Raw genomic sequence first — 26,737 nt, forward strand, 5'->3', positions numbered from 1 at the left:
GCTCGCCTCAGAACGACTCGCTGGCCGGGTAGGTCGCCATGACGTTGACCTTGTACTTCACGTACTGGTGCGGGATCGTCCCCCAGTCGGGCGTCGGCATCGCCCGCTTCACGCAGCGGAGCAGCTCCTTCGTCCTCGTCCGGCTCACCGTCGTCGACTTGCCAACGTAGAGGTTGGTCCGCTTGCGCCGGAAGTCCATCTCGAGGACGAAGCTCACCGTGATGCTCGCCTTGCCGGTCGGCGCGCACTGGACGTTGTCGCGGATCGCGCGCGAGAGCGCGTCCTCGAAGAACGTGACGTGATCGCAGCGGTCGGGCGGCGTGCTGCCCGGGCCGGGGTTCTCGCAGCGGATCGTGGTGAACGGCGACAGCGTGACGCCCTCCGGCAGCCCGGCGCCCGCGTCCGCGAGCGCCCCCGCGTCCCACGCGGAGGCGCCGGCGTCCGCCGTGGCGGCGTCCGCGGACGGGATCGACTCGGGCCGCGGGCGGCGCCACAGGTAGAGCGGCACCGCCACCACGATGAGGCCCGCGACGAGCGCGATGATGATCTGCAGCCGCACGGGGCGCTCGCCGCCGCCGCGACCGAGGTAGCGGTACGGCGAGGGCTGAGACGGCGGGCTGGACGGGAACGGAGGCCGGCTGTTCATCGGACGCGTTCGGGTTCAGTCGATGAGCGTCCGCGCCGGGCGCCCGGGCTCGCCCTTCACCAGCGTCGCGCCGAGCTCGAGCGTCTCGGGGAGCATCCCCTGCACCTGCGCGACCACCTGCTCAACCACGTGGCGCGCCTCGTCGATGCTCGGACCGACGATCGACACAACGAACTTGAGCGGCCCCGTCCGGCCCGCGACGGCGGGCGTGAGGCTCAGGAGGAGCATCTCGGTCAGATCGATCACCCGCTGCGCCGCCTTCCGCAGGGCGAGCATCTCGAGGATCGTCGGGCGCTCGCTCACCTGGCGGTTCGGCCCGCGCAGCTCGTAGCGCGCGACCTGCATCGGGACCTCGGCCCAGTCGGCGAACAGGCCGTCCTCGTCGATCGCCTTCATCAGGTGCTCGCGCACGAGAAGGCCGGTGAGGCCGTCGCGCTTCGCGAGGTACTGCTTCGCGCGCCGGTGCTGCGGGGAGTCCGGGCCGAACGTCACGAGCTTCATCCGGCACTCGCCGACCTGCACCTCGCCGCCGTGCAGCAGCGAGACCTGCGACTTGCGCTCGTAGTTGAAGTCCGCGTAGGTGCCGTTCGTGCTGCCCTGATCCTCGATGAGCCACGAGCCCGTCTGCCACTTCAGGATCGCGTGCGCCCCCGAGACGGTCGCCTCGGGCACGCACAGGCTCTGATCGCTGCGGCGGCCGAGCGCGAGCTTCGTGTCGTGCAGCGGGAGCAGCGAGCCCACGATCTCGGGCGCGTTCGTCGCGTACGTCACGAGCAGCGACTGCGCCCCGGGGGTGAAGTTCAGCTTGAGCGCGCCGCCGGGCGGCGGGCCGGGATCGAGGCGCTCGCGCGGGAGCTGGATCGGGCTCGTCGTGAGCTGCGACGGGTTGAAGAAGCGCATGTGCCGCGCCTGCGGCCGCATCGACGGGTCCTCGTTGAGGCCGCGGAAGATCTGCCGCACCTCGTCGATCGACAGGCCCGCCGGCACGTCGAACATGATCTGCTGCTTCATCGTCTTGAGCCGCGGCTTGTAGCCGGGCTCCGGGACGCGGCAGGTCCACATCTCCCAGAGCGTGAGCGCCATGGCGTACACGTCGTCCTCGGGGCTCGCGCCGCCGTTGCGCAGCCGCTCGGGAGACATGTAGTTCGGCGTGCCGCCGTCGGGCGGCGCGCCGGGGCGGCGCGCCGAGGCGCGCGCGCGCTCCTGCGCGAAGCCGAAGTCGAGGATGACCGCCCGCCCCTCGGAGACCATCACGTTGCCGGGCTTGAGGTCGCCGTGCACGAGGCCCTGCGCGTGGATCGCCGCGAGCCCGTTGCAGACCTCGCTCGCGATCTTGCGGAACTCGTCCGCCGTGTAGCCGCCCTGGGCCTTGCGCTTGCGGATGTGCGTGTGGAGCGTCTGCCCGGGGATCTGCTCCATCACGAGGATGGGGCCCCACGGGCTCGGCGCGAGGTCGTGCACGCGGCAGACGTTCGGGTGGCCCACCGAGCGCGCGAGGAGGAGCTCCTGGCGGAGCGCCTCGTCGTCGCCTGGCATGCGCGACTCTTCGCGGACCACCTTGAGAGCCACGGTCTGCTGCGTGGAGCGATCGAAGGCCAGGAAGACCTCGCCCATGCCGCCTTTACCGAGGCTCTGACGGATGTCGTAACGATCGTTGATGACCGTTCCGGCAGTGATGGGAGGGGGGGGTGTCTTGGTCACGGCCCGCGGTGGATAAAAAGGAGCGCGAACCGGAGCGTGCCCGACACCGGCTGCGGCGCAAAGCGTCGTCCATCTGAACGTGGAGCGCAACGGTCGTTCTGGGGGACAGGCCGGACAGAGGGCGGCACCGGCCGCCCCGCCGCTGGTTTGGGCCGAGATCGTCCCCGCGAACGTCCCGGACGCCGGGATCTCTTGACGATGGCCGATGATTTGTTTACGCGGCTCGGCCAGCCCGGCGCTGACGGCCGCGCGCGCCGGCGCTGGCGCCGCGAGGTCCGCCGGGCCAGCGAGCCGGTGAAGCCCCGCGCGGCGTGGCCTCCGCGGTCCGGAGCGCACGACGGGCGCGATGACCGGACCGCAACGCCGCGGCTCCTCGGAGGCAACGATGCGCTGGGACGGCTGGATCCAACAGGGAAGAACGAACCTCGCCGCGGCGGCGCTCTGCGCGGCGACGGCGCTCGCGGCGGGCTGCGGCGACGACGCGGATGGGAACGCTGGAGCGTCGTCGGGCGGCGGCGGCCACGACGGCGCCGGGTGCCTGGACGCGGGCTCGCACGACGCGCTCTTCTCGCTGGTCGATCCGGCGTGGTGCGCCGTCGCGGTCTACCAGACCGACGAGGACATCGGCTTCGCCTCGGTGACGTGGGGGCGGCACGGCGGGCCGATGTTCGTGCGGAGCGACGCCGGGGGCGCGGCGGAGATCGTGCGGCTCACGCCGCCCGACGGGGCCACCGGGGATCTCACGGCGACGCGGGAGGAGGTCGACGCGGGCGTCCCCGCCGACGCCTTCCTCGGCGGCCAGGCCGTGGACCTGCCGTTCTTCGGATGGACGGCGATCTCGTGGACGAGCGCGTTCCCCGAGACGCTCGGGGAGCTGATCCTGATCGAGGACCGCGCTGTCGCGCAGCGCTACGAGGTGAACGGCTTCTTCATGGCCGCCGCCGTCGAGGGGCGCCTGCTCTACACCGGGCTCTCGCCGCTCGGCGATCCCACCGCGGGGTCGAGCGGCCTCTATGCGGCGGAGAGCTGCGGCGCGGCGGGGCAGGACGCCCGGCTCGTGCCGGAAGGCGACGCGAGCTGCGCGGCGCCCGCCGCCGTCGCCACGTGGGGCGACAACGCCGGCCCCGTCACCGCCGATCGGCGCGGCAACGTGTTCGCCGTGCTCCCGTCCGCCGACGGATCGCAGCAGGCGCGCGGCTTCGCGGCCGGCACGATCGCGCGCGGCGCCGGGCCGACGGAGGGCGACGCCGTCTTCACGCTGCCAGGCGGCGGCATGGGCCTGGCGGCCCTCGCGCCCGAGCAGGGCGCGCCCGGCCTCCTCGTCTTCCAGCCGACCGACCCGGCGACCTACGAAGCCCTCGCGCCGGTCGCCGTCGCCTTCAGAGACGACGGCGGTCGCGTGCAGGCCGACGGCGACCCGGCGCCGCTGCTCGATCTCGCGACAGCGGGCACATCGATCTCGCTCGTCGCCGACGAGGCAAACCGCCTCTGGATCGGCGGCCCCCTGCCGGGCGGAGGCACCCTGTTCGCGATCGCCGTCCGCCGCTGAGCCGTCCGGGCGAGCTCCTCCACCGCCGCGGCACCAGCGCGTCCGTCCACGATCCAAACGCAGCGCGACGCAGCTCACCCCAACTGAGCGCGTTGCGCTGTGTTTCACGTCGGTCACGCGACAGCCACATTCGTCCTCGGACGCCGGCGCTCAGCGCCGCGCAGCTGTCGCCGCGCTCACCGACCGTGCGGACGGCAGCGCACCAGACTCCACGCATTTCATGCGCGTATCGCGGCACTGCAGATTGACACCTCAGAGTCGCCTCAGTCACACTGCTCCTGAGGCGGCTGCTGTGCGTCCAATCTTCACCTCCTCACGCTGCCCGAGGAGAGGCACGACATGCCTGATGGCCGACAGGGAGAGGTAACCGGCAGCTCGAGGACATCGAAGGCTGCCGCGCCGGACCCGCTGCTAGGGCGTGTCATCAACGGCCGCTTCAAGGTCGTCAGCGTCATCGCGCGCGGCGGCATGGGGAAGGTCTACAGGGCAGAGCAGGCGCCGCTCGGCCGCATCTGCGCGCTCAAGGTGCTGAGCCCGAAGTACGACGGCGACCACGATCCCGAGTTCCACCGTCGCTTCTTCCTCGAGGCGTCGACCGCGGCGAAGCTCACGCACCCGAACACGGTGACCGTGTTCGACTACGGCCAAAGCGACGACGATATCTATTACATCGCGATGGAGTACATCGAGGGGAAGACCCTCCACCGCGTGCTCCGCGAGGAAGGGCCGTTCCCCGAGGCGCGCGCCGCGCACATCGCCCGCCAGATCTGCCGGTCGCTCCGCGAGGCGCACGGGCTCGGCGTCGTGCACCGCGACCTCAAGCCGGGCAACGTGCTGCTCGTCGATCACGAGGACGAGCACGATCACGTGAAGGTGCTCGACTTCGGCCTCGTCAAGGACATCGAGAGCGGCGAGAACCTCACGCAACAGGGCCTGTTCATGGGCTCGCCGAAGTACATGGCGCCCGAGCAGATATCCGGCAGCGACGTGTCCCCGCGCACCGATATCTACGCGCTCGGCGTGATGATGTACGAGATGCTGACGGGCCACGTGCCGTTCGACAAGGGCGCGAGCGTCGGGACGCTCATGTCGCACGTCAACGACCCGGTCCCGCCCATGCAGACGTACAACCCGCAGATCTCCATCTCTCAGACGATGGAGGGCATCGTCCATCGCTGCCTCGAGAAGGACCCGGCGCAGCGCTTCTCGTCCATGAACGAGCTGGTCGCCGCGCTCAAGTTCACCGCGGGTGGCATCTCCATGCGCGACACGGGCGAGACGCTGCCCGTGCGGACCGGTATGGCGAGCCACCGCCCGTCGGCGCCGTCGTACCCGTCGTACCCGTCAGTTCCGTCAGTTCCGTCAGTTCCGTCAGTTCCGTCGTACCCGTCGGTTCCGTCGTCCTCGACGCTGACGGGCGATTTCCCGGGCCTCTCGACGCCGAACTCATCGCCTCCCACGAGCTCGCCCCCGACGATCACGGGCCCGTTCGCCACGGACAGCGCGCTCAAGGCGCCGGCGGCGCCCACCTTCGTCGCGCCCTCGATCACGGACTCGATGGGGCCGCGCCCGGCGCCGCCCGTGGAGGGGCTCTCCGCGACCCAGCCCGGCGCGGGCCCGGGGCGGAGGCTGGTCCCGTGGGCGATCGCCGCGGTCCTCGCCGCCGGGGTCGGCGTCGCGGCCGTGGTGACGTCGCGCGCGCCGGTCGCGCAGATGGACGCGCCGGCGCGCGAGCCCGGCGCGGGGAGCACGCCGCCCGCGGAGACGGCGCCCGCCGCGCCGGTCGCGCCCGCCGCGCGCACGCTGCACGTCGAGAGCGCGCCGCCCGGGGCGGCCGTCAGGGAAGGCAACAAGGAGCTCTGCGCCGAGACGCCGTGCGAGATCGTGTGGCGAGGGTCGGCGGCCGCGCTCGCGTCGGAGCACGAGCTCGTCTTCGAGAAGCAGGGCTACAAGCCCGCGACAGTGCGCGTCTCCAGCGCCGAGGAGCGGGTGCGCGCGAAGCTCGACCCGGCCACGACCGGAGCGCCGGGGACCCCGGGCAAGCCCAGGTCGAACGTCGCGAACGTCGCGAACGGCGCGAGCGGTCAAAAGAGCGCGCCGTACAAGAGCAACCCCTACTGACGAGCGCGGACGCGCGCCGGGCAACTCTGGTAGAGTCGGCGGCGCTCTCGCGCTTGCAATCCCGTGACATCGCCGCAGTGGCTTCGCGCTCGCGCGAGGGGCGTACCGGGCGCCCCGCGCACGGAGGACGTGTTCGATGTGATGTGGGGAGCAGCTCCGTGGATGCTCCCGAGCTCCTGCCGGGATCGCCGTCGCGCCCCGGCCCATGTCGCCGGAGGATCGCCGTCATCCCCGGCCCCGCTGAGGACAGGGCGAACCCATGTCGTCTCCCGATTCCTGCTCGCACGGCCGCCGCGACGCCGGCCCGGCGCTCCCCCCGACGAACGACGCTCGCGCCGCGCTGCCGCGCGGAAGGGCGGCGCTCGCGCGCAGGCTCTGCGCCTGCGCCGCCCTCGTCGGCGCGATGGCCGCCGCGCGCGGCGCGCGCGCCGACGCCCGCACCGAGGCGCGCCTCCACTTCCGGGCCGGCATGGAGCTCATCGCGCAGAAGCAGTACGACGAGGGCATCCGGCAGCTCCAGAAGGCCAACGAGATCCTCCCGCACCCGAACGTCGTCTTCAACATCGCGCGCGCGCACGCCGAGGCCGGCAGGATCGAGCAGGCGCTCGCCGCCTACCGCGAGTACATCGCGAGCGACCCCCCGGACCGCGAGCAGGTGACCCGCATCGTGGCGCAGCTCGAGCAGCGCCTCGCCGCGCAGCGCGCCGCGCCGGCGCCCGAGCCGCAGCAGCCGGCGGCGCCCGCGCCGCAGCCGCCAGGAGCGCAGCCGCCAGGAGCGCAGCCGCCAGGAGCGCAGCAGCCCGCCGCGGGCGCCCCCGCCCGGCCCACCGACGGGCAGCCCGCCGCCGGCGAGCAGGCGCCGGGCGGCGCGCAGGCGCCGGGCGGCGCGCAGGCGCCGGGCGCGAGGCAGGCGCCGGGGCGCGGTGCGGCCCCTGTCGACGCCGCGGGGATCGTCGGCGCGGCCCGCACCGAGGACGTCTACCAGGAGACCGTCATCACCGCGTCGCGCGGCGCCCAGAGCCCGCTCGACTCGCCGAACTCGACGACCATCGTGACCCGCCAGGACATCCGGCTCTCCGGGATGACCCGCATCCCGGAGCTGCTCCGACGCGTCGCGGGCATGGACGTCATGCAGATCACGGGCGGCGACGAGAACGTCTCGATGCGCGGCTTCAACAGCCGCCTCGCGAACAAGCTCCTCGTCCTCGTGAACGGGCGCACGGTCAAGAACGACGTGCTCGGCTCGACCTTCTGGGAGGCGCTCTCGATCGACGTCGACCAGATCGAGCGCATCGAGGTGGTGCGCGGCCCGGGCTCCGCGCTCTACGGCGCCGACGCCTTCGCCGGCATCGTCAACATCATCACGATCGAGCCCGGCGCCGGGAAGAGCGGCTTCCGCGCGGGCTACGGCGACCACCAGCAGGGCTACGGCTCGGTGTGGGCCTCCGCGCGGGAAGGAGACTTCGCGTACCGCCTGTCCGCGGGCTACACGCGCTACCCGCGGTGGACGCGCGAGGTCGCGGACGACCGCATCGACCTCGAGACGAGCGGCCAGAGCCAGGATCTCGGCGCGCAGAACGTCCGGATCGACCTCCGGGCGTCGCAGCGGCTCGGGCCGCGCCGCGCGCTCGACGTGGGCGCCGGCTACGCGAGGAGCGAGCTCGACGTCTACGGTATCGGCCCGTTCAACGACTACAACCTGGAGGTCACGAACGCCGACGTCGCTGTCGCGTACCGCAGCGAGAACGTCAACGCGCGGGCGTACTACACGAACCTCGACGGGTACTCGCTGCTCAACGCCGCGTACCTCGGGCACACCCTGTACGCGGGGCGGCCGCAGCAGCACGTCGCGAACGCCGAGCTCGAGTTCGTGAAGACGCTCCGGGCGCCCGCGTCCGTGGTGCACGACCTCCACATCGGCCTCGGCTACCGGCTCAAGGCGACCGCGTGGAGCTACCTCGACGACGACATGCCGATCGAGCACCACGGCTCGGTGTTCCTCCAGGACTCGATGAGGCTCGGGGAGCGCGTCACGCTGGTCGCGTCGGGGCGGCTCGACTACGTGCCTTACCTGGAGCGGCTCATCCCGTCGCCGCGCGGCTCCGTCATCGTCAAGCCGACCGATCGCCAGGCGATCCGCCTCTCCGGCTCGACCGCGTTCCGCTCGCCCACGGCGCTCGAGGCGTACGTCGACCTGCCGATCCAGCTCGCGCTCCCCGGCCTCGAGATGCTCTCGACCACGAGGCCGCCGGTGCGGTCCGGCGTCATCATCGATCCGGAGCAGATCATCACCGCCGAGGCGAGCTACCTGAACCAGCAGAGCGACTACTTCGAGTTCGAGGTCACCGCGTACTACAACCGCGTGAGCGACCTCATCGTGCTCTCCGAGCCGCAGCGCACGACGCTCTCGCAGCGCGCGCAGGGGGTCGGGGGGCTGAACCCGGAGACGGGGCGCTACACCTCAGGCCTCGGCGGCTTCGAGAACCAGTGCGACGTCTACCACGTCGTCGGCGGCGAGCTCGGCGGCCGCGTCTACCCGGTCGAGGGGCTCGACATCTTCGCGAACTACGCGCTCAACCTGTCGGAGCAGCAGCGCCCCGACGGGTGCAACGCCCTCGAGGACGGGCGCACCAGCCAGCACAAGGTGAACGCGGGGGTCCAGGTCCGCACGCCTGTCGGCGTCGACGGCGAGGTCACGTTCCACTACCAGTCGTCGCAGGAGTGGGCCGAGCAGGTCCCGATGGGGACGGTCATCGCGACCAACATCTACCCGCTGCCCGCGTACACGCTGCTCAACGCGCGCCTCGGCTACCGCTTCCCGGACAACCGCGCCGAGATCTCCGCGACCGTCTTCAACGCGCTCGACGGGATCGGCGATCAGCCGCTGCAGATGCACCCGTTCGGCAACCGCATCGGACGGCGCTTCATGGGCTTCTTCCGGTACTCCCTCTAGGCACCTCCATGCTCGGACCCAGCCTCCGCACCGGCCTCCTCCTGCTCGGCGCACTCCTCGCGACCCTCCCGGGCTGCGAGGAGGTGGACGTCTTCATCCCGCTGCCGGAACAGAGCGGCCCCGCCGGGGTGCTCGACGGCACGCTGACGTACTCCGGCCCCCGGCCCTGCACGAAGGACGGCCGCGCCGTCGGGGCCGCGATCGTGCTCGGCTTCGACGCGCGCAGCCTGCCGCCGCCCGAGGGGCTCGGCACCTCCGCCACGAGCATCGACGTGATCCCCGGCGACGAGCTGTTCGGCGGCCTGGGCGCGGCGCTCGACGTCGCCCCCGACGGCGCGCTCCGCTGCCCCGCGCCGGACGACCCGCCCGTCACCGTGAGCGCCACGTGGAGGATGTCGCCGCTGCCCGCCGGCACCTACCAGATCCGCGGCTTTTACGACCACGATGGAAATTTCGACCCCACCTTCAGCATCGCCAACCTGCCGAGCCGGGGCGACGTGGCCGGCGGCGCGATCGAGAACGCGGCCGAGGTGCTCGGCGGCGCGGCCCCGCGCTACCGCGAGGTCACGCTGGCCGCGCCCATCCCCGCGACGGGCGCGCGCGTCAGCGGCATCGCTGTCACCCTCGGCCTGCCGCTGCCGCTGGAGCGGCCGGTCTTCCACGTCGCCGAGGTGCTCATGCCCCCGTCCGGCGTCGCGCAGAGCGCGGGGGAGGTGGTCATGGCGTCGGACTTCCTGCTCGACGTGTTCAGCCCGGCGAACCCCGCGGGCACCGAGGCGTCGCTCCTGCGCCTGCAGCTCGCCGCGGGGGTGCCCCGGAAGGAGGTCGCGAGCGCGGCGGCGCCCCCGCTCTCGCTGCCGGTGGGCGGCGAGGCCGCGCCGACCCTCGCGTACGCGCGGCAGGACGTGAACGGCGACGGCGCGATCGACGGGGAGGATCACGTCCCGGACTCGGCGCTGATCCCGGCGCTCTTCCCGATGTCGGTGTTCTCGAAGCTCGAGGGCGACGACAGGCTGGTCGGCCAGGCCGCGCCCGCGGTGCTCATCCAGGGGCTCACGATCTACGAGGACCTCGTGACGACGGCCACGCTCGGCGCGGAGCCGCTCGAGCCGAAGGAGAGCGCCGTCATCGGCGTCCGGCCCGCCGCGCTGTGCATGCACCCGACCGATCCGGCGCAGGGGGGCGTCCTGGTGATCAGCCGCGCGCAGGACGGCGAGGGCAACGACATCATCGCCGCGGGGGACGTCGCCGGGGTCGAGGAGGCGCTCTCGCGGCAGTTCGGGCGCGCGATCGAGATCGTGTACGGCTGCCTGCCCGAGGGGCGCTACGCGCTCAACCTCATCTACGGCACCGGCCAGGCCTGGACCGTGCCCAACGAGGCCGGCGTGTGCGCGCCGTCGGAGCCGGCGACGTCGCCCGCTGTCTGCGGCGCGCGGCCGCGCCTCGAGTCGCAGGACGTCGTGCTGCGCATCGGCCCGCCGGATGACCCGGCGTACTGCGCCGAGCACCCCACCCCGGCGATCTGCGCGCCCTGATCGACGCCGCCGCGGCGGCGCGCCCGAGCGGCGGCGCGCCCTGGCGATCGCGGCGCGGAGACTCCGCGATCCGGGCGCGCGCGGCGCGACGAAGGCGCCGATTTCCTGCTGAAAGCGCCGGTTGCCTCGCGCGCGCGGACCGATGGTAGGGTCTCGGCATGCGCCGCGCTCGCTTTCCCTCGCTTGCTTTCCTGGGGGCGCTCGGCGGCGCCGCGGCGGGCGCGCTGGTTCCGTCCGACGCCTCCGGCGGCTGGCCGCCGCCCACCTTGGCCGACGCGTCGGACATGGCCGATCGGGACAGCTGGCCGAGCGACCCCGACTACGGCCTCTCGGCCACGCAGAGCGGGCAGTGGAGCTTCTACTCCTTCCTCCCGACCCCGAGCGGGCGCTTCCACCCCCGTCCGGAGGAGTCTGCCGCCGGCATGTCGATCGACCTCGCCTGGCGGCTCACGCAAGGGGACCCGCGCGTCAGGATCGCTGTCACCGACTCGGGGATCCTCTGGGGAGACGGGGATCTGCTCGAGAAGGTGTGGCTCAACCCGGGCGAGCTCGCGCCGCACAAGCCGCGGCGCGCGGACGGGTCGCCGTGCGGCGGCGACGGCGAGCTCGCCGGCTTCGACTGCAACGGCGACGGGATCCTCTCCGTGTCGGACTACAGGGACACGCCGGCGCTCAGGCCCGAGCCGTCGGAGGGGCGGCCGAGGGGCGACAGGAACGGGAACGGCCGGCTCGACGCCGGGGACCTCCTCCTGCACTTCTCGGACGGGGCCGACGACGATCGGAACGGCTACGTGGACGACATCGCGGGCTGGGATTTCTTCAAGAACGACAACGATCCGTTCGACGACACCCGGAACGGCCACGGCACCGAGGGCGCGAAGACAGCGGCGGCGCAGACGAACAACCGGCTCGGCGGCGCGGGCGCCTGCCCCCGCTGCAGGATCATCCCGCTGCGCGTCGGCGACAGCCACGTCGCGGACGCGCAGGACCTGGCGAAGGCGCTCCTCTACGCGGCCGACCGCCGCGCCGACGTCGTGCAGTGCCCGGTGACCGCGATCGACAGCACCCGGTTCCTCCAGGCGGCGCTCGACCACGCCCACGCGAAAGGGACGCTCGTCGTCGCGTCGATGGGCGACCAGGGCTCGCGCCACCACAGCGTGCCCGCGACGAGCAACCACGCGCTGCCGGTGAGCGCCGTCCGCTACGACGGCCAGACCATCACGACGTCGACAACGTTCCTCGACGCCTCGCCGTGCTCGAGCTTCGGCGGCAACAACGTGCTCGCCGTGCCGAGCGACGGCTGCGCCAGCGACGCGACCGCCGGGCTCGCCGGCGTCGCGGGGCTGCTCTACGCCGCCGCCCTGGAGCGCGGCGTGACCCTGGCCCCGGGGGAGGTGAAGGGGCTGCTCATCGCGAGCGCCGACGACGTCGACGTGCCGGAGTCGCGGGAGCCGGACTCGCCGTACCGCTGGTCGCAGCCGGGGTTCGATCAGCGGTTCGGCTACGGCCGCGTCAACGCGAACCGCGCCGTCGAGGCGCTCCGCGGCGGGCGCGTGCCGCCCGCGATCGACCTCACGTCGCCGCTGTGGTTCGAGGTCCTCTACAAGGACCAGGTCCAGGGGCCGGTGCCCATCGAGGGGACCATCTCGGCGAAGCGGGCGAGGACCTACGACTACACGGTCGCGTGGGCCTCGGGCGCGCAGCCGCGCGACGCGGATTTCAAGGAGATCCACCGCGAGGAGAACGTCGCGCCGGCGGTGGTCACCGGCAGCGAGGGCCCGCTCGCCTCGCTCGACGTGCGCACGATCGCCGCGTCCCACACGCGCGACCCCGACAGCCCCCACGGGGAGAACGACCGCGCGATCACGGTGCGCGTCCACGCGGTCGCCCACTACGGGGGCGCCATCGGCAAGGTCGAGGTCGAGGCGCGGCGCACCTACCACGTCGACAGCGATCCGACGCTGGTCGAGGGGTTCCCCGTTCCCATCGGCGACAGCGGCGAGGGCAGCCCGAAGATGGCGGACATCGACGGCGACGGCGTCCGCGAGCTCGTCTATCCGACCGCCGGCGGCGCGCTGCACGTGCTGAAGATGACGCCGAAGGGACCGACGGACCTGCGCGGGTTCCCGTTCCATACGCGCCTCACCGACGGCCTGGCCAAGCCAGCGCCGCCCTCGGCCGCGCCCGTCTACCGCGACGCCCCGGCGTACCGCGAGGTGGACCTGGAGCTCGGCCGCGAGCCGATCCTGGGCGCGCCAGCGATCGCGGATCTCGACGGCGACGGCGCGCAGGAGATCGCGATCTCCACCTGGCCGGGCACGATCTACGTCGTCGGCGCCGACGGCGAGATCAGGGATGGATGGCCGGTGCGGCTGCCCGAGATCCCCTCCTGCCCCCTCGATCCCGGGGCGCCGCCGAGCGCGCCGTGCATGTCCGCGAGCGCGCGGATCGCGCGGGGGGCCTTCGCCTCGCCCGTCCTCGCGGACCTCGACGGCGACGGCCGGCTCGACGTGATCCAGGCGGCGTTCGACGGCCGGGTCCACGCGTTCGACGACGGCGGCGCGCCGCTGCGCGGCTGGCCGGTAGAGGTGCACTACACGGGCCCGCTCGCCCCGGAGCCGGCGCGGAGCCGCGTCCTCGCGACGCCCGCCGTCGCGGACTTCAACGGCGACGGGCTCCCGGATCTGCTCGTCGGATCGAGCGAGAAGCTCGGCAAGGACGGCCAGGCCGGGGCGGTCTACGTGCTCGACGCGCGCGGCACGGCCGCGCCGTCCGGGCCCGTGCTCGCGGGCTGGCCCGTGACGATGCCGTCGCTCGCGCTGGCCCCGCTCGTGGCGGAGGGGATCGCGGCGTCGGGCGTCGTCGGGGAGATCGACGGCGCGCTCGCGGCCGTCGTGCAGGGCAACGGGGCGCCGCCGCTCCTGCTCCCGGCGTCGCCCGGCGCGCAGGCGGATCTGCTGGCGACGCCCGCGGGCGCGCTGCCGCCGGCGCAGGGGGGCGCCCAGGCCGGGCTCGATCCGAGGTTCGGACCCCTCTCGCCCGCCGCGGGGGCCCGGGCGATGCTCCCGCTGTTCTCGCAGCCTGCGCTCGGTGACATCGATCAGGACGGCACGCTGGACGTCATCGCCGCGGGCGCCTCGGAGGCGGAGGCGGCGACCCTCACGGGCGCGCGCGGCGCGGGGCGCCACGGGCCTCACCTGCTCGGGGTCTGGAGCGGGAAGTCGGGGGCGATGCTGCCGCGCGCCCCGTTCGTCCTCGAGGACCACACGATCGGGAACAGCCAGGCGGTCGTCGACCTGAACGGCGACGACTACCCCGAGGTGCTGACGGGATCGAGCGGCTACTTCCTGCACGCCCTCGACGGGTGCGGCCGGGAGCCGCGCGGGTTCCCGAAGTTCACGGGCCAGTCGATCTCGACGACGCCCGCGGTGGGCGACATCGACGGCGACGGGCGGCTCGAGATCGCGGTGGGCACGCGCGACGGGTGGCTCTTCGCCTGGCACACCGAGGCGACGACGGACGCGCTCGTCGCGTGGGAGAGCTTCCACCACGACAACCGGAACACGGGGAACCTCGGGACGCCGCTGGAGCAGGGGGGCAAGAGGAGGGCGGCGCGGCCGCTCACCGTGGACATGTGCGAGGCGCCGCAGCAGGAGACGGCGCTCCTGCGGCCGAGCGGCGGCTGCTCCTGCGCGACGCCGGGGGGAGAGCCGCGGGGCGGGACGGGCGGCGATCGCGGCGAGGGGGCGACGCTGGGGGCGGCGCTTGTCGGGGTGGCGGCGCTGTGGCGGAGGCGGCGGAGGTCGAACGGGCGAGCTGGCCCCGCGCCGACGTAGCTCCCCCTGCGGCGGTGCTGCTGACGCCGCTCTACCGGCGCGCATCTCGGAGCCCTGACCGCCGGAACCTCGCCGCGGAGCCGGTGTCTCTCACGGGGCGAGGGACAGCCGGCCGGCGCGGCCGGAGCGCCTCGCCGCGAGGGCGCACATCGACGCGCCCTCTGCCGGATTTCTGGCGACATGAGCGCGCCGCTCCGCGCGGCGCACAGGGGAGTTCCATGCCCAGCGCGAACACGACGGACGCCGCCGACGGCGCCGCGGCCACGGCCGACGCGATCACCACCGCTCCAGGGCGACCCGACGCGGCGACCGCCGGCGACGCGGCCGAGACGGCGGTGCGCTCGGTGGAGATCCTCATCTCCTGGGGCGCGACCGTCCTCTTCGTCCAGCACCTCACGCCGCCGCGCGCGCTCGACGTCGGCGAGCAGCGCGGCGACGGTCGCCCGTGCGACTGCTTCCTCCCCGAGCGCGTGCTCGGCGCGCGCCGCGCGCCGCTCCTCGAGGTCGACCGCGCGGGGCGCGTCCGCTTCCTCCTGCTCGGCGCCGCGACCGGGACGCTCACGCTGGACGGCGCGCCCCTGACCGCCGCCGAGGCGCGCGCGCGGCACGCCGGCGCGGCGCGCGCGGACATCCCCGGCGCGGTGCTCGTTCCCCTCCCCGCGCACGCCCGCGTCGACGTCGAGCTCGCGGGCGTGCGGATCCAGGTCGGCGCGGACGTCGCCGCGGGCGAGCGCGTGCGCCGCTCGCTCGTGAGCCGGAAGAGCCTCGCCCTGCACGCCGCCTCGGCGGTCCTGCACCTCGGGCTCCTCGGCGCGCTCGCGCGCTGGGCGCCGCCGCCCGTCGGCCCGTCCTCCGAGATGAGCGCCGACCGGATCGCGCTCGTGCAGCAGTACCTCGCCGCCGCGGACGAGCGCGAGCTGCGCGCGTCGCTCGAGCAGGAGGGCGAGCAGAGCGCGGACGCGAAGGAGGGCGGCACCGGGACGCGGGCGCGGGGCGAGGAAGGATCGATGGGCGACGCGACCGCCGGCGCGGTGGCGCGCGGAAACCGGTGGGGGGTCCGGGGCCCGAGCGACAGCCCCGATCCGCACGTGACGACGCAGCAGCGGCTGCGCGACGCCGCCGAGTTCGGCATGATCGGGTTGCTCAACCAGGGAAGCGGCGGCGATCCGGGCGCGCCCGCCGCACCGTGGGGGCTCGACAGCCCGGCGCCTTCCGCGGGCGGCGCGGGCCTCTCGTTGAACGGCGCCGGCGACGCCGGCGGCGGCGGGGGGCTGGGGCTCAGCGCGATCGGGACCCTCGGCCACGGCGCCGGCGCAGGGTCAGGCCAGGGGTTCGGCAGCGGGCGAGGGCGCCTCGGCGGGGCCGCGACGATCGCCGCGCCGGGCGCCGCCGCCCACGCCTACGCCCCCGAGCCCGAGGCCCGCCTCGATCCGAACGGCCGCTTCGCCACCACCTACCGGCCCGGGGGCGGCCACCTCGCCGCGTTCGAGGCCGCCGTCGCCCGCGGCATCGTGCCCGCGGGGGAGCGCGCGCTCGTCGGCGACGTCGGCGCCCGCTACGCGCCCGAGATCCCGATCGATCCCGGCAAGGCGCTCGGCCTGCGCGCCGACCTGGAGCGCGCCGCGCTCGCGCCGGGCGGGGGCGCCTTCCACCTGCGCCTCGCGCTCCGCTCCGCGGCGGCGGCGGCGCCCGCGCGGCCGCACCTCTCGGTGCACCTCGTCCTCGACACGAGCGGCTCCATGGCCGGCGCGCCGATCGACAGCGCCCGCCGCGCGGCGCAGGCGCTCGTCGACCGCCTCGCGCCCACGGACGACTTCTCGCTCACCACGTTCTCCACCGGCGCCGACGTGATGATCGAGGACGGCCCCGTGGGTCCGCGCCGCGCGGCGATCCGCCGCGCCATCGGCGAGATCCGCGAGGGCGGCGGCACGAACATCGGCGACGGGCTCTCGCTGGGCTACGCGCAGGCGAGCCGGCCGGGCATCCCCGAGGACGCCGTGCGCGTGGTGCTGCTCGTCTCCGACGGCCGCGCCACGAGCGGCCTCACCCGCGGCGATCGGCTCGCGCGGCTCGCGCTCGACGCCTTCCAGCGCGGCGTCCAGACGAGCGCGCTCGGGCTGGGCGACGACTACGACAGCCAGCTCATGAGCGCGATCGCGAGCGACGGGGCCGGCGGCTACTACTACCTGCGCGACCCCGAGCAGATCGCGCCGGCGCTCTCGGCCGAGCTCGACAGGCGCCTCGATCCGGTCGCGACAGCGGTCGAGGTGCGCGTGCGCCTGAAGCGCGACGTCGATCTGCTCCGCGTCTACGGCTCGCGCCGGCTGAGCGACGCCGAGGCCTCCCGGGTGCGCGCCCAGGAGATCGCGGCGGACGTCGCCGCGCTGTCGCGGGACCGGATCGCGGCCGATCGCCGCGAGGACGCCGCGGGCGGCATGCGCTTCTTCATGCCGATGTTCGCGCGGGATGACCGGCACGCCCTGCTGCTCAAGCTGAGCGCCGGCCCGGGCGCAGGGGAGCGCGCCGTCGCGAGCGTCGAGCTCAGGTACAAGGACCGCCTCTCCAGGAAGAACGTGATCGAGGAGATCCCGATCGAGGTGCGCTATGCCGACAACGACGCGGCGAGCGCCGCGTCCGTCGACGCCTCGGTGGCCCGGACTCTCCAGGGCTTCGCCGCGGGCGAGTCGCTCGCCGAGGCCGCTGCCCGCGTCGGACGCGGCGACCGCGGCGGCGCCGCGGCGCTCCTCGCCGAGCGCGAGGGCATCCTCCACGAGGCCGCGGCCCGGCTGGGCGAGCCGCTGTTCCTGGAGGACGCTGCACGCCTGACGCGCCTCCGCGCGCACATCGGCGCAGAGCAAGGGCTCGGCGATCCGCTCGTGCTCGCGATGTTGCTGGAGACGGCGGGGCGATCCCACCTGCGTTGACCGCAATCGCGGCGCGCGCACGGGCGGAGGCCTCGGCCAGGTGGTACGCTGAGCACGGCCATGACAGAGAGAGTCTCATCGACCGGTCGCTCCGCGCTGCGAGAGTCGCTTCTCCAGTTCTCCGCCTTCGCCGACGCGCTCGAATCCCGTGCCATGCGCGAGGCCATCGAGGCCTGCATCACCGTCCTGGACGCTCCCGGACCGCTCGACAGGCGCCTCCTGGCCCCTTGGCTCAAGGTCGTCCACGAGCGCGCAGCAGACGTGTTTCGGCGCGGGATCCGCGAGACCTCGGGGACGCTGCGCGCGCAGATGATGCATGGGTTGAAGCAGGCTGAAGAGGATGCGGTCTGGATGCAGCAAGCCATCGACGCGTTGAGTCGAGACAACGCGAACTGACATGCTGGGCTGAGCAGCGCCGTCGTTTTCTGGCGCTGTTGCAAGGAGTCTGTATTCCTCGACGCGCGCTGGAAGGAGCGCGCGTCGAAGACGCGATCGTGAGTCGCAGTCGCTGTCACGGATGAGCGCGCCTTCACAACCGCGCTGATCGGATGTCTCCGGATTGTCGCGGTGAGCTCGCCAGCGATCTCTCGAGCTGAGCCCGCGGGCGACGGTCGGCAGCGCCCGGCCGATCCGGAGGGCTCGGGCCGCGGTTGTCGGCGCCGTGTGCGGCGTAGCACGGAGCGCGTGGTCCGTGCTACGAGACGGGGCATGATCGCCTCGGCATTTCCGCTGCTGCTCCTCGGGTTCTCTCTCGGCATGCGCCATGCGACCGACGCGGACCACGTGATCGCGGTGGCGACGGTGGTGAGCCGGGTGCGGAGCCTGGGCGTGGCGCTGCTGATCGGCGCGATGTGGGGACTCGGCCACACGCTCACGCTGATGGTGATCGGCGGCGCCATCCTGCTGTTCGGGCTGGTGGTGCCGCCGCACGTCGGTCTGGCGATGGAGCTCGCTGTCGCGCTGATGCTCATCGGCCTCGGGGGGTATCACCTCACGCGGATCTACCGGGCGGTCCGGCGGGGCGAGCCGCCGGCGCAGGCCGCGGAGCAGCACGACGGACACCGGCACGACCTCGGCTGGGCGGACCGCGTGTTCGGAAAGTCGCGCGTCTACCTGAGCCTCCGGCCGCTGGTCATCGGCGTGGTCCACGGGCTCGCGGGCTCGGCCGCCGTGGCGCTCCTCGTGCTCACCACGGTGCGCGACCCGCGGTGGGGCGTCGGCTACATCGCGCTGTTCGGCGTCGGCACGGTCGCCGGGATGATGCTGATCACCGGGGCCCTCGCGGTGCCGTTCGCGTTCACGCGCGCGCGCTTCGGCGGGATGCACCACGCGCTCGCCGCGGTCGCGGGCCTCCTCAGCGTGGGCTTCGGCCTGTTCCTGGCCTACGACATCAGCGTCGGATCCGGCCTGTTCACGGCGAACCCGCAGTGGACGCCGGGCTGAGCGCCCGCGGCGCCGCGCCGGACGCGCGCGGCGCGTGAGCGCGAGCGCCCCGCCTCCTCCCTCCCTCCGTACCTCGGCCCTCCCAGCGCTGGTCATCGGCTCGCGGACGACCACGCGCGCTCGGCCTCGCGCGGCGGCGCCGGCGCGAGGTGCGCGTCGATCTGGGTCATGAGCCAGTCCATGAACTCGTCCTTCAGGATCGTCTGCGCCACGTGCAGGTCGGTCCAGACGGGGGCGCGCGCGGCCGCCCGATCGCTCGTCTGCACCACGACCGGGATCGTGCAGAACCTCGGGTCGTCGCGCATCGCGCGGAGGAGCTCCACCCCGTTCATGATGGGCATGTGGACGTCCACGATGGCCAGCGCCACGGCCTCGCGCGCGAGCAGCGCCAGGGCTTCACGCCCGTTCTCGGCCTCGAGCACCGTGAAGCGCGGCTCGAGGATCATCCGGTAGCACTCCCGGATGTCCGCGTCGTCGTCCACGACGAGGATGGCGACCCCCTCGACGGCGCCGAGCACCCGCGCGACGGCGGCGCGGAGCTCCGCCGCGGTGACGGGCTTCCGCACGTAGCCGGCCACCCCGCGCAGGATGGCCTCCGCCGGCTTGTTCACGACCGAGACGAGCATCACGGGCACCCGCTCGCGCGACTGCACCAGGCGGGTGAAGGCGAAGCCGTCCATCTCGGGCATCAGGAAGTCGGTGACGATGAGGTCCGGCGTCCAGGTCCTCAGCAGCTCCAGCGCCGCGCTCCCGCTGCTCACCGTCCGGACGTCGTACGCCGCGCCGTCCAGCGCCTCGGCCATCCACGCGAGCGTCCCCGAATCATCGTCGACCAGCAAGAGCTTGGCCATGGCATCACTCCCTTTGCGCCTCTCCGTGCGTCCCTGCGCCCCTCGCCCCACCCGCCGCGCCGGCGCGGCGCAACCGGAGCCAGAACCGCGCCCCCCCCTCCGGCCGCGGCTCGTGGCCGATCGCCCCGCCCCACCGCTCCACCGCGATCCGGGCGCCGTAGAGCCCGAGGCCGCTGCCCGCCCCCGGGTCGCGGCCGTGCGCGAACTTCTGGAACAGGTGCGGCGCGATGGAGGGCGAGACGCCCGGCCCCTCGTCCTCCACCGCCACGCGCGCCCATCCGGGCTCGTCGTGCACGAGGACCCGCACCGCCCCGCGCGCAGCCGTGAAGCGGAGCGCGTTCTCGACGAGGTTGGAGATCACGCGCGCGAGCCTGCGCTCCTCGCCGACGACGCTCCACGGCGGTCCGTCGACGAGCGCCGGCGGTCCCTCCAGGCGGACCCCCCGGCTGCACGCCATGGGCAGGAGCGCCTCGACGACCTGCGCGACGGTGACGCGCAGATCCGCCACCTCGGCGAGATCGCCGGAAGCGGCGTCGAGCGCGGCCCCCTCGGCGGCGAAGGTGTCGAGGATCTCCCGGATGAGCTCGCGCTGCCGCAGGGCCGCCTTCAGCGCGACGCCGGCGAGCGCGCCGCTCCTCTCCGGGAGCGGCTGCTCCTGCAACAGGGACAGGGCGCCGAGGAGGCTGTTCAGCGGGCCGGAGAGATCATGGACGATGCAGTGGACCAGGACGTCCTTTCGCTCGACCTCGCGCGACAGCGCCTCGTGAAGGAGGCGCAGCTCGCGCGCCCGCTGGAGGACGCGGCGGCGCTCGTGGAGCAGCGCGTCGCGCCGGGTGACCACGAGCAGCCGCGACGAGCCCACGCGGAGCGCCGTCGCCTCGAGGTGCAGCGCCTCGCCGTCGTCGGTCATCTGCGTCCAGGTGTCGGACTGCGCGATCCGCCCTTCCGTGGGCCAGGCCCGCTCCGCCTCGGGGAGGAACACCTCCAGGAACGGCAGCGCGCTGTCGATCGGGAGCGGCGCCTCGCGCCGCGGCGGCGGGATCCCGAGCCGGAGGAACCACGGCGGCGGCTGGCCGCGGACGACGAAGGCGCCGTCGTCCAGGCGCTCGAGCACGAGCTTGTCGAGCGCCGCCAGCAGCGAGGCGTCCACGGCCGTCACCCCCGCCACAAGGGCACCTCGCTCGCCAGCATCGCGCGCGCGAGCGCGCAGAACGCGCCCTCGACCCCGGCGCCCGTCCTGGCGCTCGTCCTGGTGACCAGGAGCCCCGCCCTCCTCAGCCGGGCCTCGGCGGCCTCGTCGATCTCCCACGCGGCCGTGAGATCGGCCTTGTTCAGGGCGATGACGGACGGGAGCTCCCCCGCGATCCCCCGCGCGGCGGCGTGGAGGCGGAGCCCCGTCTCCACCGTGGCGCGCCGCGTGCCGTCGATGACGATGAGGAAGCCCGCGGAACCGCGCACATACGATATCTGGACGTCCTGGAACTCGTCCTCTCCGCTCAGGTCCCAGAGGATGAGATCGAGCTCGCGGTCATCGAACCTCACGCGCCGCGTCTCGATCGTCACGCCGATGGTCGTCCGGTAACACTCGGAGAAGATGCTGCGCGCGAAGCGGGCGACGAGGCTGGTCTTGCCGACCCCGGTGGCCCCCAGCACGCAGACCTTGCGTCTCTCCCCCATGCCTCACTCCTTCCTCGCCGCGCGCAGGTCGACAAGGAAGATCACGCTGCGCGCGCGCCGCGCGTCCGCGCCGGGGTCGCACCCGGTCCGGGCCGCCCCGCTCGAGCAGGACGGGGGGAAGAGCTCGCGCCGCAGGCCCGCGCCGCTCGCGCGCAGCCGGTCCGGCGGGACGCCGCGCGCGACGAGCTCGGCCGCGACGTGCTCCGCGCGGGCCAGGCTGAGCGCTCGGTTCGACGCCTCCGAGCCGACAGGATCCGCGTAGCCGATCACGCGGATCTCGGCGGTCATGCCTGCCTCGCGCGCGAGCGCGAGCAGCCGCTGCGCTGCGGCCGCGACCTCCTCGACGCGCGCGCGCTGCTCGGCGTCGAGCCGGGCAGCGCCCCGGTCGAAGCGGAGCTCGATCTGCCCGAGGGCCCTCGCCGCGGCGCGCGCGCCGTCGATCGACTCCTGCGCGACGAGGCGATCGCCGTCGAACCGCGCGACGCCGGGGAGCACCGCCGCCGACCACCGCGCGCGCTCGATCCAGCGCTCGGGCGCGATCCCGCTCGCCGCGAGCACGCCGTCGCGGAGCGCCAGGGAGACCCCCGGCGGCGGCCGCAGCGCCTGCTCCACCCGGCGCTCGACGATCCGCGGATCGAGAGAATAGAACGGCTCGAAGCGCAGCGTGACCGCCGCGCGCGCGGGGCCGCCGCGCTCGATCACGGCCCTCGGATCGGCGGCGAGCGGGTCTCGCAGGCCCGCGAACACGTACTCTCCCCCGCGCCGCTCGGCCGCGGTCACCAGCAGGCCGGGCTCGCGCCGCAGCGCCTCGGCGTAGTCCGCGAAGCGGCGCTCGTCCCGCCACGAGGCGCGGAACCAGAGGACGAGGGCTGTCGCGGCGATCGCGACCAGCAGGGCGGCCGCCCAGAGGGCGGCACGGCCCTCGCGCGGGGACGACCTGCGTTGCTCGCGCAGGCAGCGAGAGAGCTGCGCGCGGGAGCCGGAGAACGGCGCCCGGTCGCCGCGGAACTCGGAGAGCTCGGCGCCGTAGGTGAGATGAACGTGCTCCAGCGTCTCGCGCAGGGCGAGCTCGTAGTCGGGCGGCGCCGCGCCGCGCACGATCGCGACGAGGAGCGCCGACGGGCCGTGCTCGACCCACCCCGTGAGATCGCCCACGCGGAAGCGCTCCAGCCGCGCGTCGGTGCGAAACGCGTCGTGAGCGAACGCGTCGATGGCGGTGAGCATCGCCGAGACCTGATCGGGATCCCTGAAGGGGATGTCATCGACGCTCGCGTGCTCGAGGACGATCCCCGTCCCGCGGTGGACCAGGAAGAGCTGCTCGGTCCGGTAGACCATCGATCGGAGCAGCATCACCTCGGCGAGGGGGCGCCCCGTGCGCCGCGCCTCGAGGCGCCAGCGCACGCTCTCCCAGGACAGGCTGCGGGCGAGCACCTCGTTGAGGCGCTGGAGCATCGCCTGGAGCGCGCTGGCCACGGCCTTGCGGATGGCCGGCCCCATGGCGGGGGAGATCGCGTCCGCGAACGCCCCCGGGTCCCGGCGCACGCTCTCGTGGATCGCGGCGGTGAGGATCGGATCCATCGCCCACGAGAGCGTCTCGCCCCGCTTGCGGCTCTCGATCACGGCTTGCGGCAGCACCTCCGCGACCATCTCGGTCATGGAGTGGTCCAGCCGCTCCTCGATCCGCCGGATCCGGCGCTGCTCGGGGCCCACGAGCAGGGGGCGGAGGTCGTCGAGCGTCATGGAGGGCGGGGGCGTCCCGCGACGCGCTCTCGGCTGTCCCATCGGTCGTCTCCGGGCCTCCTCGTCCGCGCCGCTCCGGCGAGCGGCGCGGACGCCTCAGGCGGCCTCGTCCGAGCGGTGCTCCGTCGTCGGGTACCGCTCCGACGCCGCGGCCCCCTCGCGCGCCGGCGCGTCCGGCAGGGCCGCGTCGGTGCTGTCGGCCCAGGCGGCGAGCTCGCGCTCGAGCGTGGCGCTCAGCTCGTCGCGCGTGCGCCGCGTCTCGTCGATGAACGACTTGGACTGCTCCAGGAGCTGCTGCCTGAGCTCGCGGTGCGTGCGCGTCACGAGATCTTCCAGCCGCTGGATCCGCTGCTCGAACGACGCGATCGCGTCCCGCGACTCGCGCGCGACGTTGCCGAGCGTGCAGGCGCTCGCCGCGCGCTGGGCCTCGAGCGTCGCGCTGAGCGCCTCGATCTCCTTCCGCGTGTGCGCCTCGAGCACGTCCAGGCGCCGTCGCGCCTCGCTCCGGAGCTCCTCCGCCTGGACGGCGAGCTGGGCGTCCGTGTGCGAGAGCCGTCGAGCGAGCTCCCGGAGCTGGGCGCCGCACAGGATGTCGCGGACCTGCTCCAGGCTGTTGGTGATCGCGGACTCCAGGTGCGCTGCGCTCGCCTCGTGCTCCGTCCGCCCGCCCGTCCTCATGGTCATGATGAAGATCCCCCTCTCCGTCGAGCGCTACATGGGTCAGCGCCACGGCCGCTGGTAGCCCTCCGGGGCCGGCGGGCCTCGCCGCGGCGCGGGTCCCGGAGCCGCTCGGCTGCTCCGGGGCGGCGCGACGCACAGGCGACAGCGACGATCGGTAAGATGCGCCGATGCGAACCCCGCGAACCTTCGTGGCGGCCGCGACCCTCCTCGCGGCCTGCGGCAACGCGCCGGCCGGCGCCGGCGCGCCTGCCCCCGCGAGCGCCGCCGCCGTCGAGGCCACCTCCCCCTCGGCGGCTCCACCGCCCGCACAGCAGGCCGCCGGCGCCCCGGCGCAGGCGCCCTGCGGCGCGCTGGGCTGCCTCGCGTTCGACACCCCGGCCCAGGCCTTCTCCCACGTCCTCCGGAGCGGCCCGCGCGTCCTCGCGGTGGGCGAGTCGCACGCCCAGCAGGGCGCCGAGGGCGTCCCCTCGGCGACCCGGCGCTTCACCGAGCTCTTCCTGCCCGCGCTCGCAGGCCGCGCCTCCGACCTGATCGTCGAGCTCTGGGCGGCGGATCCGCGCTGCGACAAGGAGCAGGTGGCGCGCGTCGAGGGGGAGCAGAGGGCGGTCACCCAGGCCCAGTCCGCGAGCAACCAGGGCGAGTTCCTCGCGCTCGGCGGCGAGGCGAAGCGGCTCGGCGTCACGCCCCACCTGCTGGTGCCCTCCTGCGAGGAGTACGACGCCATCGTGCGCGCGGGGCCGGACGCGGTGACGGCCATGCTCGAGATGATCGCGCGCCTGACCGCGGCCAAGGCGAAGGCGCTGCTCGGCCGCGAGGGCGCCGCGGGCAAGATGGTGATCGCCTACGGCGGGGCGCTGCACAACGACGTCGCCCCGCGACCGGGGCGCGAGCGCTGGAGCTTCGGACCGGAGCTCTCCGCGACGACCGGCGGGAAGTACGTGGAGCTCGATCTCATCGTGCGCGAGTTCATCGGGGACTCGGAGTCCTGGCGGGCGCTGCCGTGGTATCCCCATTTCGACAGGGAGGGGCACCCGGACAAGGCGGTGCTCTTCAACCCCGCGCCGGGCTCGTACGCGCTCATCTTCCCGCGCGCTGAGCCGCGCGCGGGAAGATGAGCGCGGCGGTGGTCCTCAGGGCGCGACGGAGAACGTGACCGGCGCGCCCGTGAACGGCCCGCCGCCCTGCACGATGCGGTTGGTCTCGAACACCGCGTTGATCACGTCGACGGTGATCGGCGCGCCGGCGGCGCGGAGCTTGTCCCAGGCCGCCGCGTCCGGCGTGTAGGTCAGCTTGGTCGTGAACACCCGGAGCAGCCCCTCGCGCTCCGGCGTCGAGAAGACAAGGAAGTACGCGCGCCCGTTGACGGGCGTCCCGTGCGCCCGCGCCGCGCGCGCCGGCCCGACGAGCGCGCCGAGCTCCGCCCAGACCGGCGCCCCCGCCGCGCCGGCCTCGCGCGCTCGCGGCGCGTCGCCCGTCGCGCGCCGCAGCGCCGGCGCGGGCCCCGCGCCCTGCGCCGCGCCCGCGATGTGGAAGGCCAGCGCCGGCGCGGCGTCGCCGGGGAGCGTCGCGCCGTCCTCGGGCGCGTCGAACACCGTCCCTTGCGAGGGCTCGTCCTTCGGCTCCGCGGCGAGCAGCACGATCAGCGCCTCGTCGGTCGCGCCCCCCTCGTAGATGACGTCGTCGAGCTCCGGCCCGGACGACGTCCCGCTCGACGCGCCGTCGTGGCCGTGGCCGCACGCCCCGGCGTACATCGCGGCCGACACGAGCGCCGCCAGCGCAGGGACGAGCAGCGCTCGTCGCAGGAACGGTCTCCGGCTCATCACGGCGCCTCCGCCCACGGATCCGCGTGGCGCGGGTCCGTCAGAAATTCATCGTCGGTCAGGCTCTTCAGAAAATCGATCACGTCCGCTTTCTCCTCTGCCGTGAGGTCGAACCCCCTGATGAGCTCGCTCTTGAACCGGTTCTCGCTCCCCACGCCGGCGTTGGGCCCGGACGCGATCGTACGCCCTCCCGCGGCGTAGTGGTCGAGCACCTCCGCGAGCGTCTCGACGCTGCCGTCATGCATGTAGGGCGCCGTGAGCGCGATGTTGCGCAGCGTGGGCGCGCGGAACCGGCCCATGTCCGCCTCGACGCCCGAGACGTCGTAGACCCCGGCGTTGCCCTCCGGGTACGCCCCGGTCCCGCCGATGTTGTAGAGACCGGTGTTGTGGAACATCACCTCCGTGAAGGTGGTCCCGTCGTGCTGCACCGAGTCCGACAGGTTGAAGCCGCCATGGCAGTGGAAGCACTCCAGCCTCTCGGAGAAGAAGAGATCCATGCCGCGCAGCGCCGACGCCGACATCCCCGAGGGGTCACCGCCGTAGCGATACAGGTCGTAGGGCGAGCGGTACGAGATCAGCGACCGCTCGAACGCCCCGATCGCCTTGGTGATGTTGGCGAGCCGGATGGGATCGTCGTCGCCCGGGAACGCCTGGGGGAAGAGCTCGCTGTACAGCGGCTCGTCGCGGAGCCGCTCGAACAGCTCCTGTTCCCTGCCCGCGAGCCCGAGCTCGACAGGGGTCTCGCCGAACATGGGGAGGAGCGCCTGCTCCTCGAGCGAGTCGAGGAGCGGATTCCCCCAGGTCAACGTGGTCAGGTACGCGACGTTGGCCAGGCTCATCGAGCCGCGCGAGTGCATCTCGCCGGTCGACCCCTTGGCGCTCCCGAGGCCGTCGGTGAACGCGAGCTCCTGCAGGTGGCATGAGCCGCAGGAGTACGTGCCGTTGCCGGAAAGGCGCCTGTCGTAGAACAGCCGCCGGCCGAGCTCGACCTTCGCCGCCGACATCGGGTTGTCCTGCGGCACCTTCGGCACCGGGAAGCCCGGCGGCAGCCCCCAGTCGAACGCGCCCTCGCTCCCTCCGCCGTCGCCTCTGCCATCACCCCCGCCGCCGCCCTGGTCGCCGCCGCCATCCCCTGTCGACCCGGGGGTGTCCGGCGGGTCCGCGCCGTCGCCGCAGCCGGAGGAGAGGGCCGCGAGCGCGGCGACGAGAGAGGAAGCGGCGAAGCAGCGGAGAGCGTTCCCCAGAGAAGACATCGGCATC

General features: G+C 73.9%; 18 protein-coding genes. 9 read left to right on the forward strand and 9 right to left on the reverse strand.

Annotated features, from left to right (window positions below; genetic code table 11):
- Positions 1–7 precede the first annotated feature (7 nt).
- Together WMF42_RS29945 and WMF42_RS29950 are read right to left on the reverse strand one after the other, a co-directional pair.
- Positions 8–646 (reverse strand): hypothetical protein, encoded by a 639-nt coding sequence (locus WMF42_RS29945; protein WP_061610996.1) that lies wholly within the window; start codon positions 644–646, stop codon positions 8–10.
- 15 nt (positions 647–661) lie between these two features.
- Positions 662–2,347: an FHA domain-containing serine/threonine-protein kinase gene (locus WMF42_RS29950; protein ID WP_080682436.1), complete on the reverse strand. Its 1,686-nt coding sequence runs from the start codon at positions 2,345–2,347 to the stop codon at positions 662–664.
- Positions 2,348–2,732: 385 nt separating this feature from the next.
- On the opposite strand from WMF42_RS29950, the gene WMF42_RS29955 reads away from it, so the two are divergent.
- The 8 genes from WMF42_RS29955 (at position 2,733) to WMF42_RS29990 (ending at position 18,708) form a co-directional block, all read left to right on the forward strand.
- Entirely contained in the window at positions 2,733–3,896 is a 1,164-nt protein-coding gene (locus WMF42_RS29955; RefSeq protein WP_155798792.1) for a hypothetical protein, read from the forward strand.
- Positions 3,897–4,235: 339 nt separating this feature from the next.
- Positions 4,236–6,017: a serine/threonine-protein kinase gene (locus tag WMF42_RS29960; protein WP_437686256.1), complete on the forward strand. Its 1,782-nt coding sequence runs from the start codon at positions 4,236–4,238 to the stop codon at positions 6,015–6,017.
- Between the two features lie 259 nt (positions 6,018–6,276).
- On the forward strand, positions 6,277–8,970 hold the full coding sequence (locus WMF42_RS29965) for a TonB-dependent receptor domain-containing protein (protein WP_437686257.1): 2,694 nt from the start codon (positions 6,277–6,279) through the stop codon (positions 8,968–8,970).
- 8 nt (positions 8,971–8,978) lie between these two features.
- Complete coding sequence (locus WMF42_RS29970) at positions 8,979–10,505, forward strand: hypothetical protein (protein WP_437686258.1); 1,527 nt, start codon at positions 8,979–8,981, stop codon at positions 10,503–10,505.
- A 158-nt stretch (positions 10,506–10,663) separates the two neighbouring features.
- Positions 10,664–14,341: a S8 family serine peptidase gene (locus WMF42_RS29975; protein ID WP_437686259.1), complete on the forward strand. Its 3,678-nt coding sequence runs from the start codon at positions 10,664–10,666 to the stop codon at positions 14,339–14,341.
- 218 nt (positions 14,342–14,559) lie between these two features.
- The gene (locus WMF42_RS29980; RefSeq protein WP_061609588.1) at positions 14,560–17,265 is read left to right on the forward strand and encodes a vWA domain-containing protein; all 2,706 of its coding nucleotides are present in this window, start codon (positions 14,560–14,562) and stop codon (positions 17,263–17,265) included.
- A gap of 60 nt (positions 17,266–17,325) precedes the next feature.
- On the forward strand, positions 17,326–17,661 hold the full coding sequence (locus WMF42_RS29985; RefSeq protein WP_061609587.1) for a hypothetical protein: 336 nt from the start codon (positions 17,326–17,328) through the stop codon (positions 17,659–17,661).
- Between the two features lie 312 nt (positions 17,662–17,973).
- Positions 17,974–18,708, forward strand: coding sequence for a high-affinity nickel-transport family protein (locus tag WMF42_RS29990; RefSeq protein WP_437686260.1), 735 nt, complete (start codon positions 17,974–17,976; stop codon positions 18,706–18,708).
- A 92-nt stretch (positions 18,709–18,800) separates the two neighbouring features.
- Here WMF42_RS29990 and WMF42_RS29995 read toward each other — a convergent pair whose 3' ends face one another.
- The 5 genes from WMF42_RS29995 to WMF42_RS30015 form a co-directional block, all read right to left on the reverse strand.
- Positions 18,801–19,559, reverse strand: coding sequence for a response regulator (locus WMF42_RS29995; RefSeq protein WP_437686261.1), 759 nt, complete (start codon positions 19,557–19,559; stop codon positions 18,801–18,803).
- Positions 19,560–19,563: 4 nt separating this feature from the next.
- Complete coding sequence (locus tag WMF42_RS30000) at positions 19,564–20,727, reverse strand: sensor histidine kinase (RefSeq protein ID WP_437686262.1); 1,164 nt, start codon at positions 20,725–20,727, stop codon at positions 19,564–19,566.
- Positions 20,715–21,236, reverse strand: a complete 522-nt coding sequence (locus WMF42_RS30005; protein WP_061609583.1) for a Rab family GTPase — start codon at positions 21,234–21,236, stop codon at positions 20,715–20,717. Before WMF42_RS30005 ends, WMF42_RS30000 begins: the two co-directional genes overlap by 13 nt.
- A gap of 3 nt (positions 21,237–21,239) precedes the next feature.
- Entirely contained in the window at positions 21,240–22,976 is a 1,737-nt protein-coding gene (locus WMF42_RS30010; protein WP_437686263.1) for an OmpA family protein, read from the reverse strand.
- A gap of 96 nt (positions 22,977–23,072) precedes the next feature.
- Complete coding sequence (locus WMF42_RS30015; RefSeq protein WP_061609581.1) at positions 23,073–23,660, reverse strand: hypothetical protein; 588 nt, start codon at positions 23,658–23,660, stop codon at positions 23,073–23,075.
- A 164-nt stretch (positions 23,661–23,824) separates the two neighbouring features.
- Here WMF42_RS30015 and WMF42_RS30020 point away from each other — a divergent pair, with 164 nt between their 5' ends.
- Positions 23,825–24,772, forward strand: coding sequence for a hypothetical protein (locus WMF42_RS30020; protein WP_437686264.1), 948 nt, complete (start codon positions 23,825–23,827; stop codon positions 24,770–24,772).
- Between the two features lie 15 nt (positions 24,773–24,787).
- Here WMF42_RS30020 and WMF42_RS30025 read toward each other — a convergent pair whose 3' ends face one another.
- Positions 24,788–25,477: a hypothetical protein gene (locus WMF42_RS30025; protein ID WP_437686265.1), complete on the reverse strand. Its 690-nt coding sequence runs from the start codon at positions 25,475–25,477 to the stop codon at positions 24,788–24,790.
- Entirely contained in the window at positions 25,477–26,736 is a 1,260-nt protein-coding gene (locus WMF42_RS30030; RefSeq protein ID WP_437686266.1) for an MbnH family di-heme enzyme, read from the reverse strand. The genes WMF42_RS30025 and WMF42_RS30030 overlap by 1 nt, the downstream gene beginning before the upstream one ends.
- Position 26,737: the final 1 nt, after the last annotated feature.

It is taken from the genome of Sorangium sp. So ce176 (genome assembly GCF_051519835.1).
Taxonomy (GTDB): Bacteria; Myxococcota_A; Polyangia; order Polyangiales; family Polyangiaceae; genus Sorangium; species Sorangium cellulosum_G.

Bases quoted from the DNA above. Each gene is read 5' to 3' on its own strand.
- WMF42_RS29955 (WP_155798792.1), top strand. From the start codon at position 2,733: ATGCGCTGGGACGGCTGGATCCAACAGGGAAGAACGAACCTCGCCGCG.
- WMF42_RS29990 (WP_437686260.1), top strand. From the start codon at position 17,974: ATGATCGCCTCGGCATTTCCGCTGCTGCTCCTCGGGTTCTCTCTCGGC.
- WMF42_RS30020 (WP_437686264.1), top strand. From the start codon at position 23,825: ATGCGAACCCCGCGAACCTTCGTGGCGGCCGCGACCCTCCTCGCGGCC.
- WMF42_RS29960 (WP_437686256.1), top strand. From the start codon at position 4,236: ATGCCTGATGGCCGACAGGGAGAGGTAACCGGCAGCTCGAGGACATCG.
- WMF42_RS29970 (WP_437686258.1), top strand. From the start codon at position 8,979: ATGCTCGGACCCAGCCTCCGCACCGGCCTCCTCCTGCTCGGCGCACTC.
- WMF42_RS30030 (WP_437686266.1), bottom strand. From the start codon at position 26,736: ATGCCGATGTCTTCTCTGGGGAACGCTCTCCGCTGCTTCGCCGCTTCC.
- WMF42_RS29965 (WP_437686257.1), top strand. From the start codon at position 6,277: ATGTCGTCTCCCGATTCCTGCTCGCACGGCCGCCGCGACGCCGGCCCG.
- WMF42_RS29985 (WP_061609587.1), top strand. From the start codon at position 17,326: ATGACAGAGAGAGTCTCATCGACCGGTCGCTCCGCGCTGCGAGAGTCG.
- WMF42_RS30010 (WP_437686263.1), bottom strand. From the start codon at position 22,976: ATGACGCTCGACGACCTCCGCCCCCTGCTCGTGGGCCCCGAGCAGCGC.
- WMF42_RS30025 (WP_437686265.1), bottom strand. From the start codon at position 25,477: ATGAGCCGGAGACCGTTCCTGCGACGAGCGCTGCTCGTCCCTGCGCTG.
- WMF42_RS29980 (WP_061609588.1), top strand. From the start codon at position 14,560: ATGCCCAGCGCGAACACGACGGACGCCGCCGACGGCGCCGCGGCCACG.
- WMF42_RS29995 (WP_437686261.1), bottom strand. From the start codon at position 19,559: ATGGCCAAGCTCTTGCTGGTCGACGATGATTCGGGGACGCTCGCGTGG.
- WMF42_RS29975 (WP_437686259.1), top strand. From the start codon at position 10,664: ATGCGCCGCGCTCGCTTTCCCTCGCTTGCTTTCCTGGGGGCGCTCGGC.
- WMF42_RS29945 (WP_061610996.1), bottom strand. From the start codon at position 646: ATGAACAGCCGGCCTCCGTTCCCGTCCAGCCCGCCGTCTCAGCCCTCG.
- WMF42_RS30015 (WP_061609581.1), bottom strand. From the start codon at position 23,660: ATGACCATGAGGACGGGCGGGCGGACGGAGCACGAGGCGAGCGCAGCG.
- WMF42_RS30005 (WP_061609583.1), bottom strand. From the start codon at position 21,236: ATGGGGGAGAGACGCAAGGTCTGCGTGCTGGGGGCCACCGGGGTCGGC.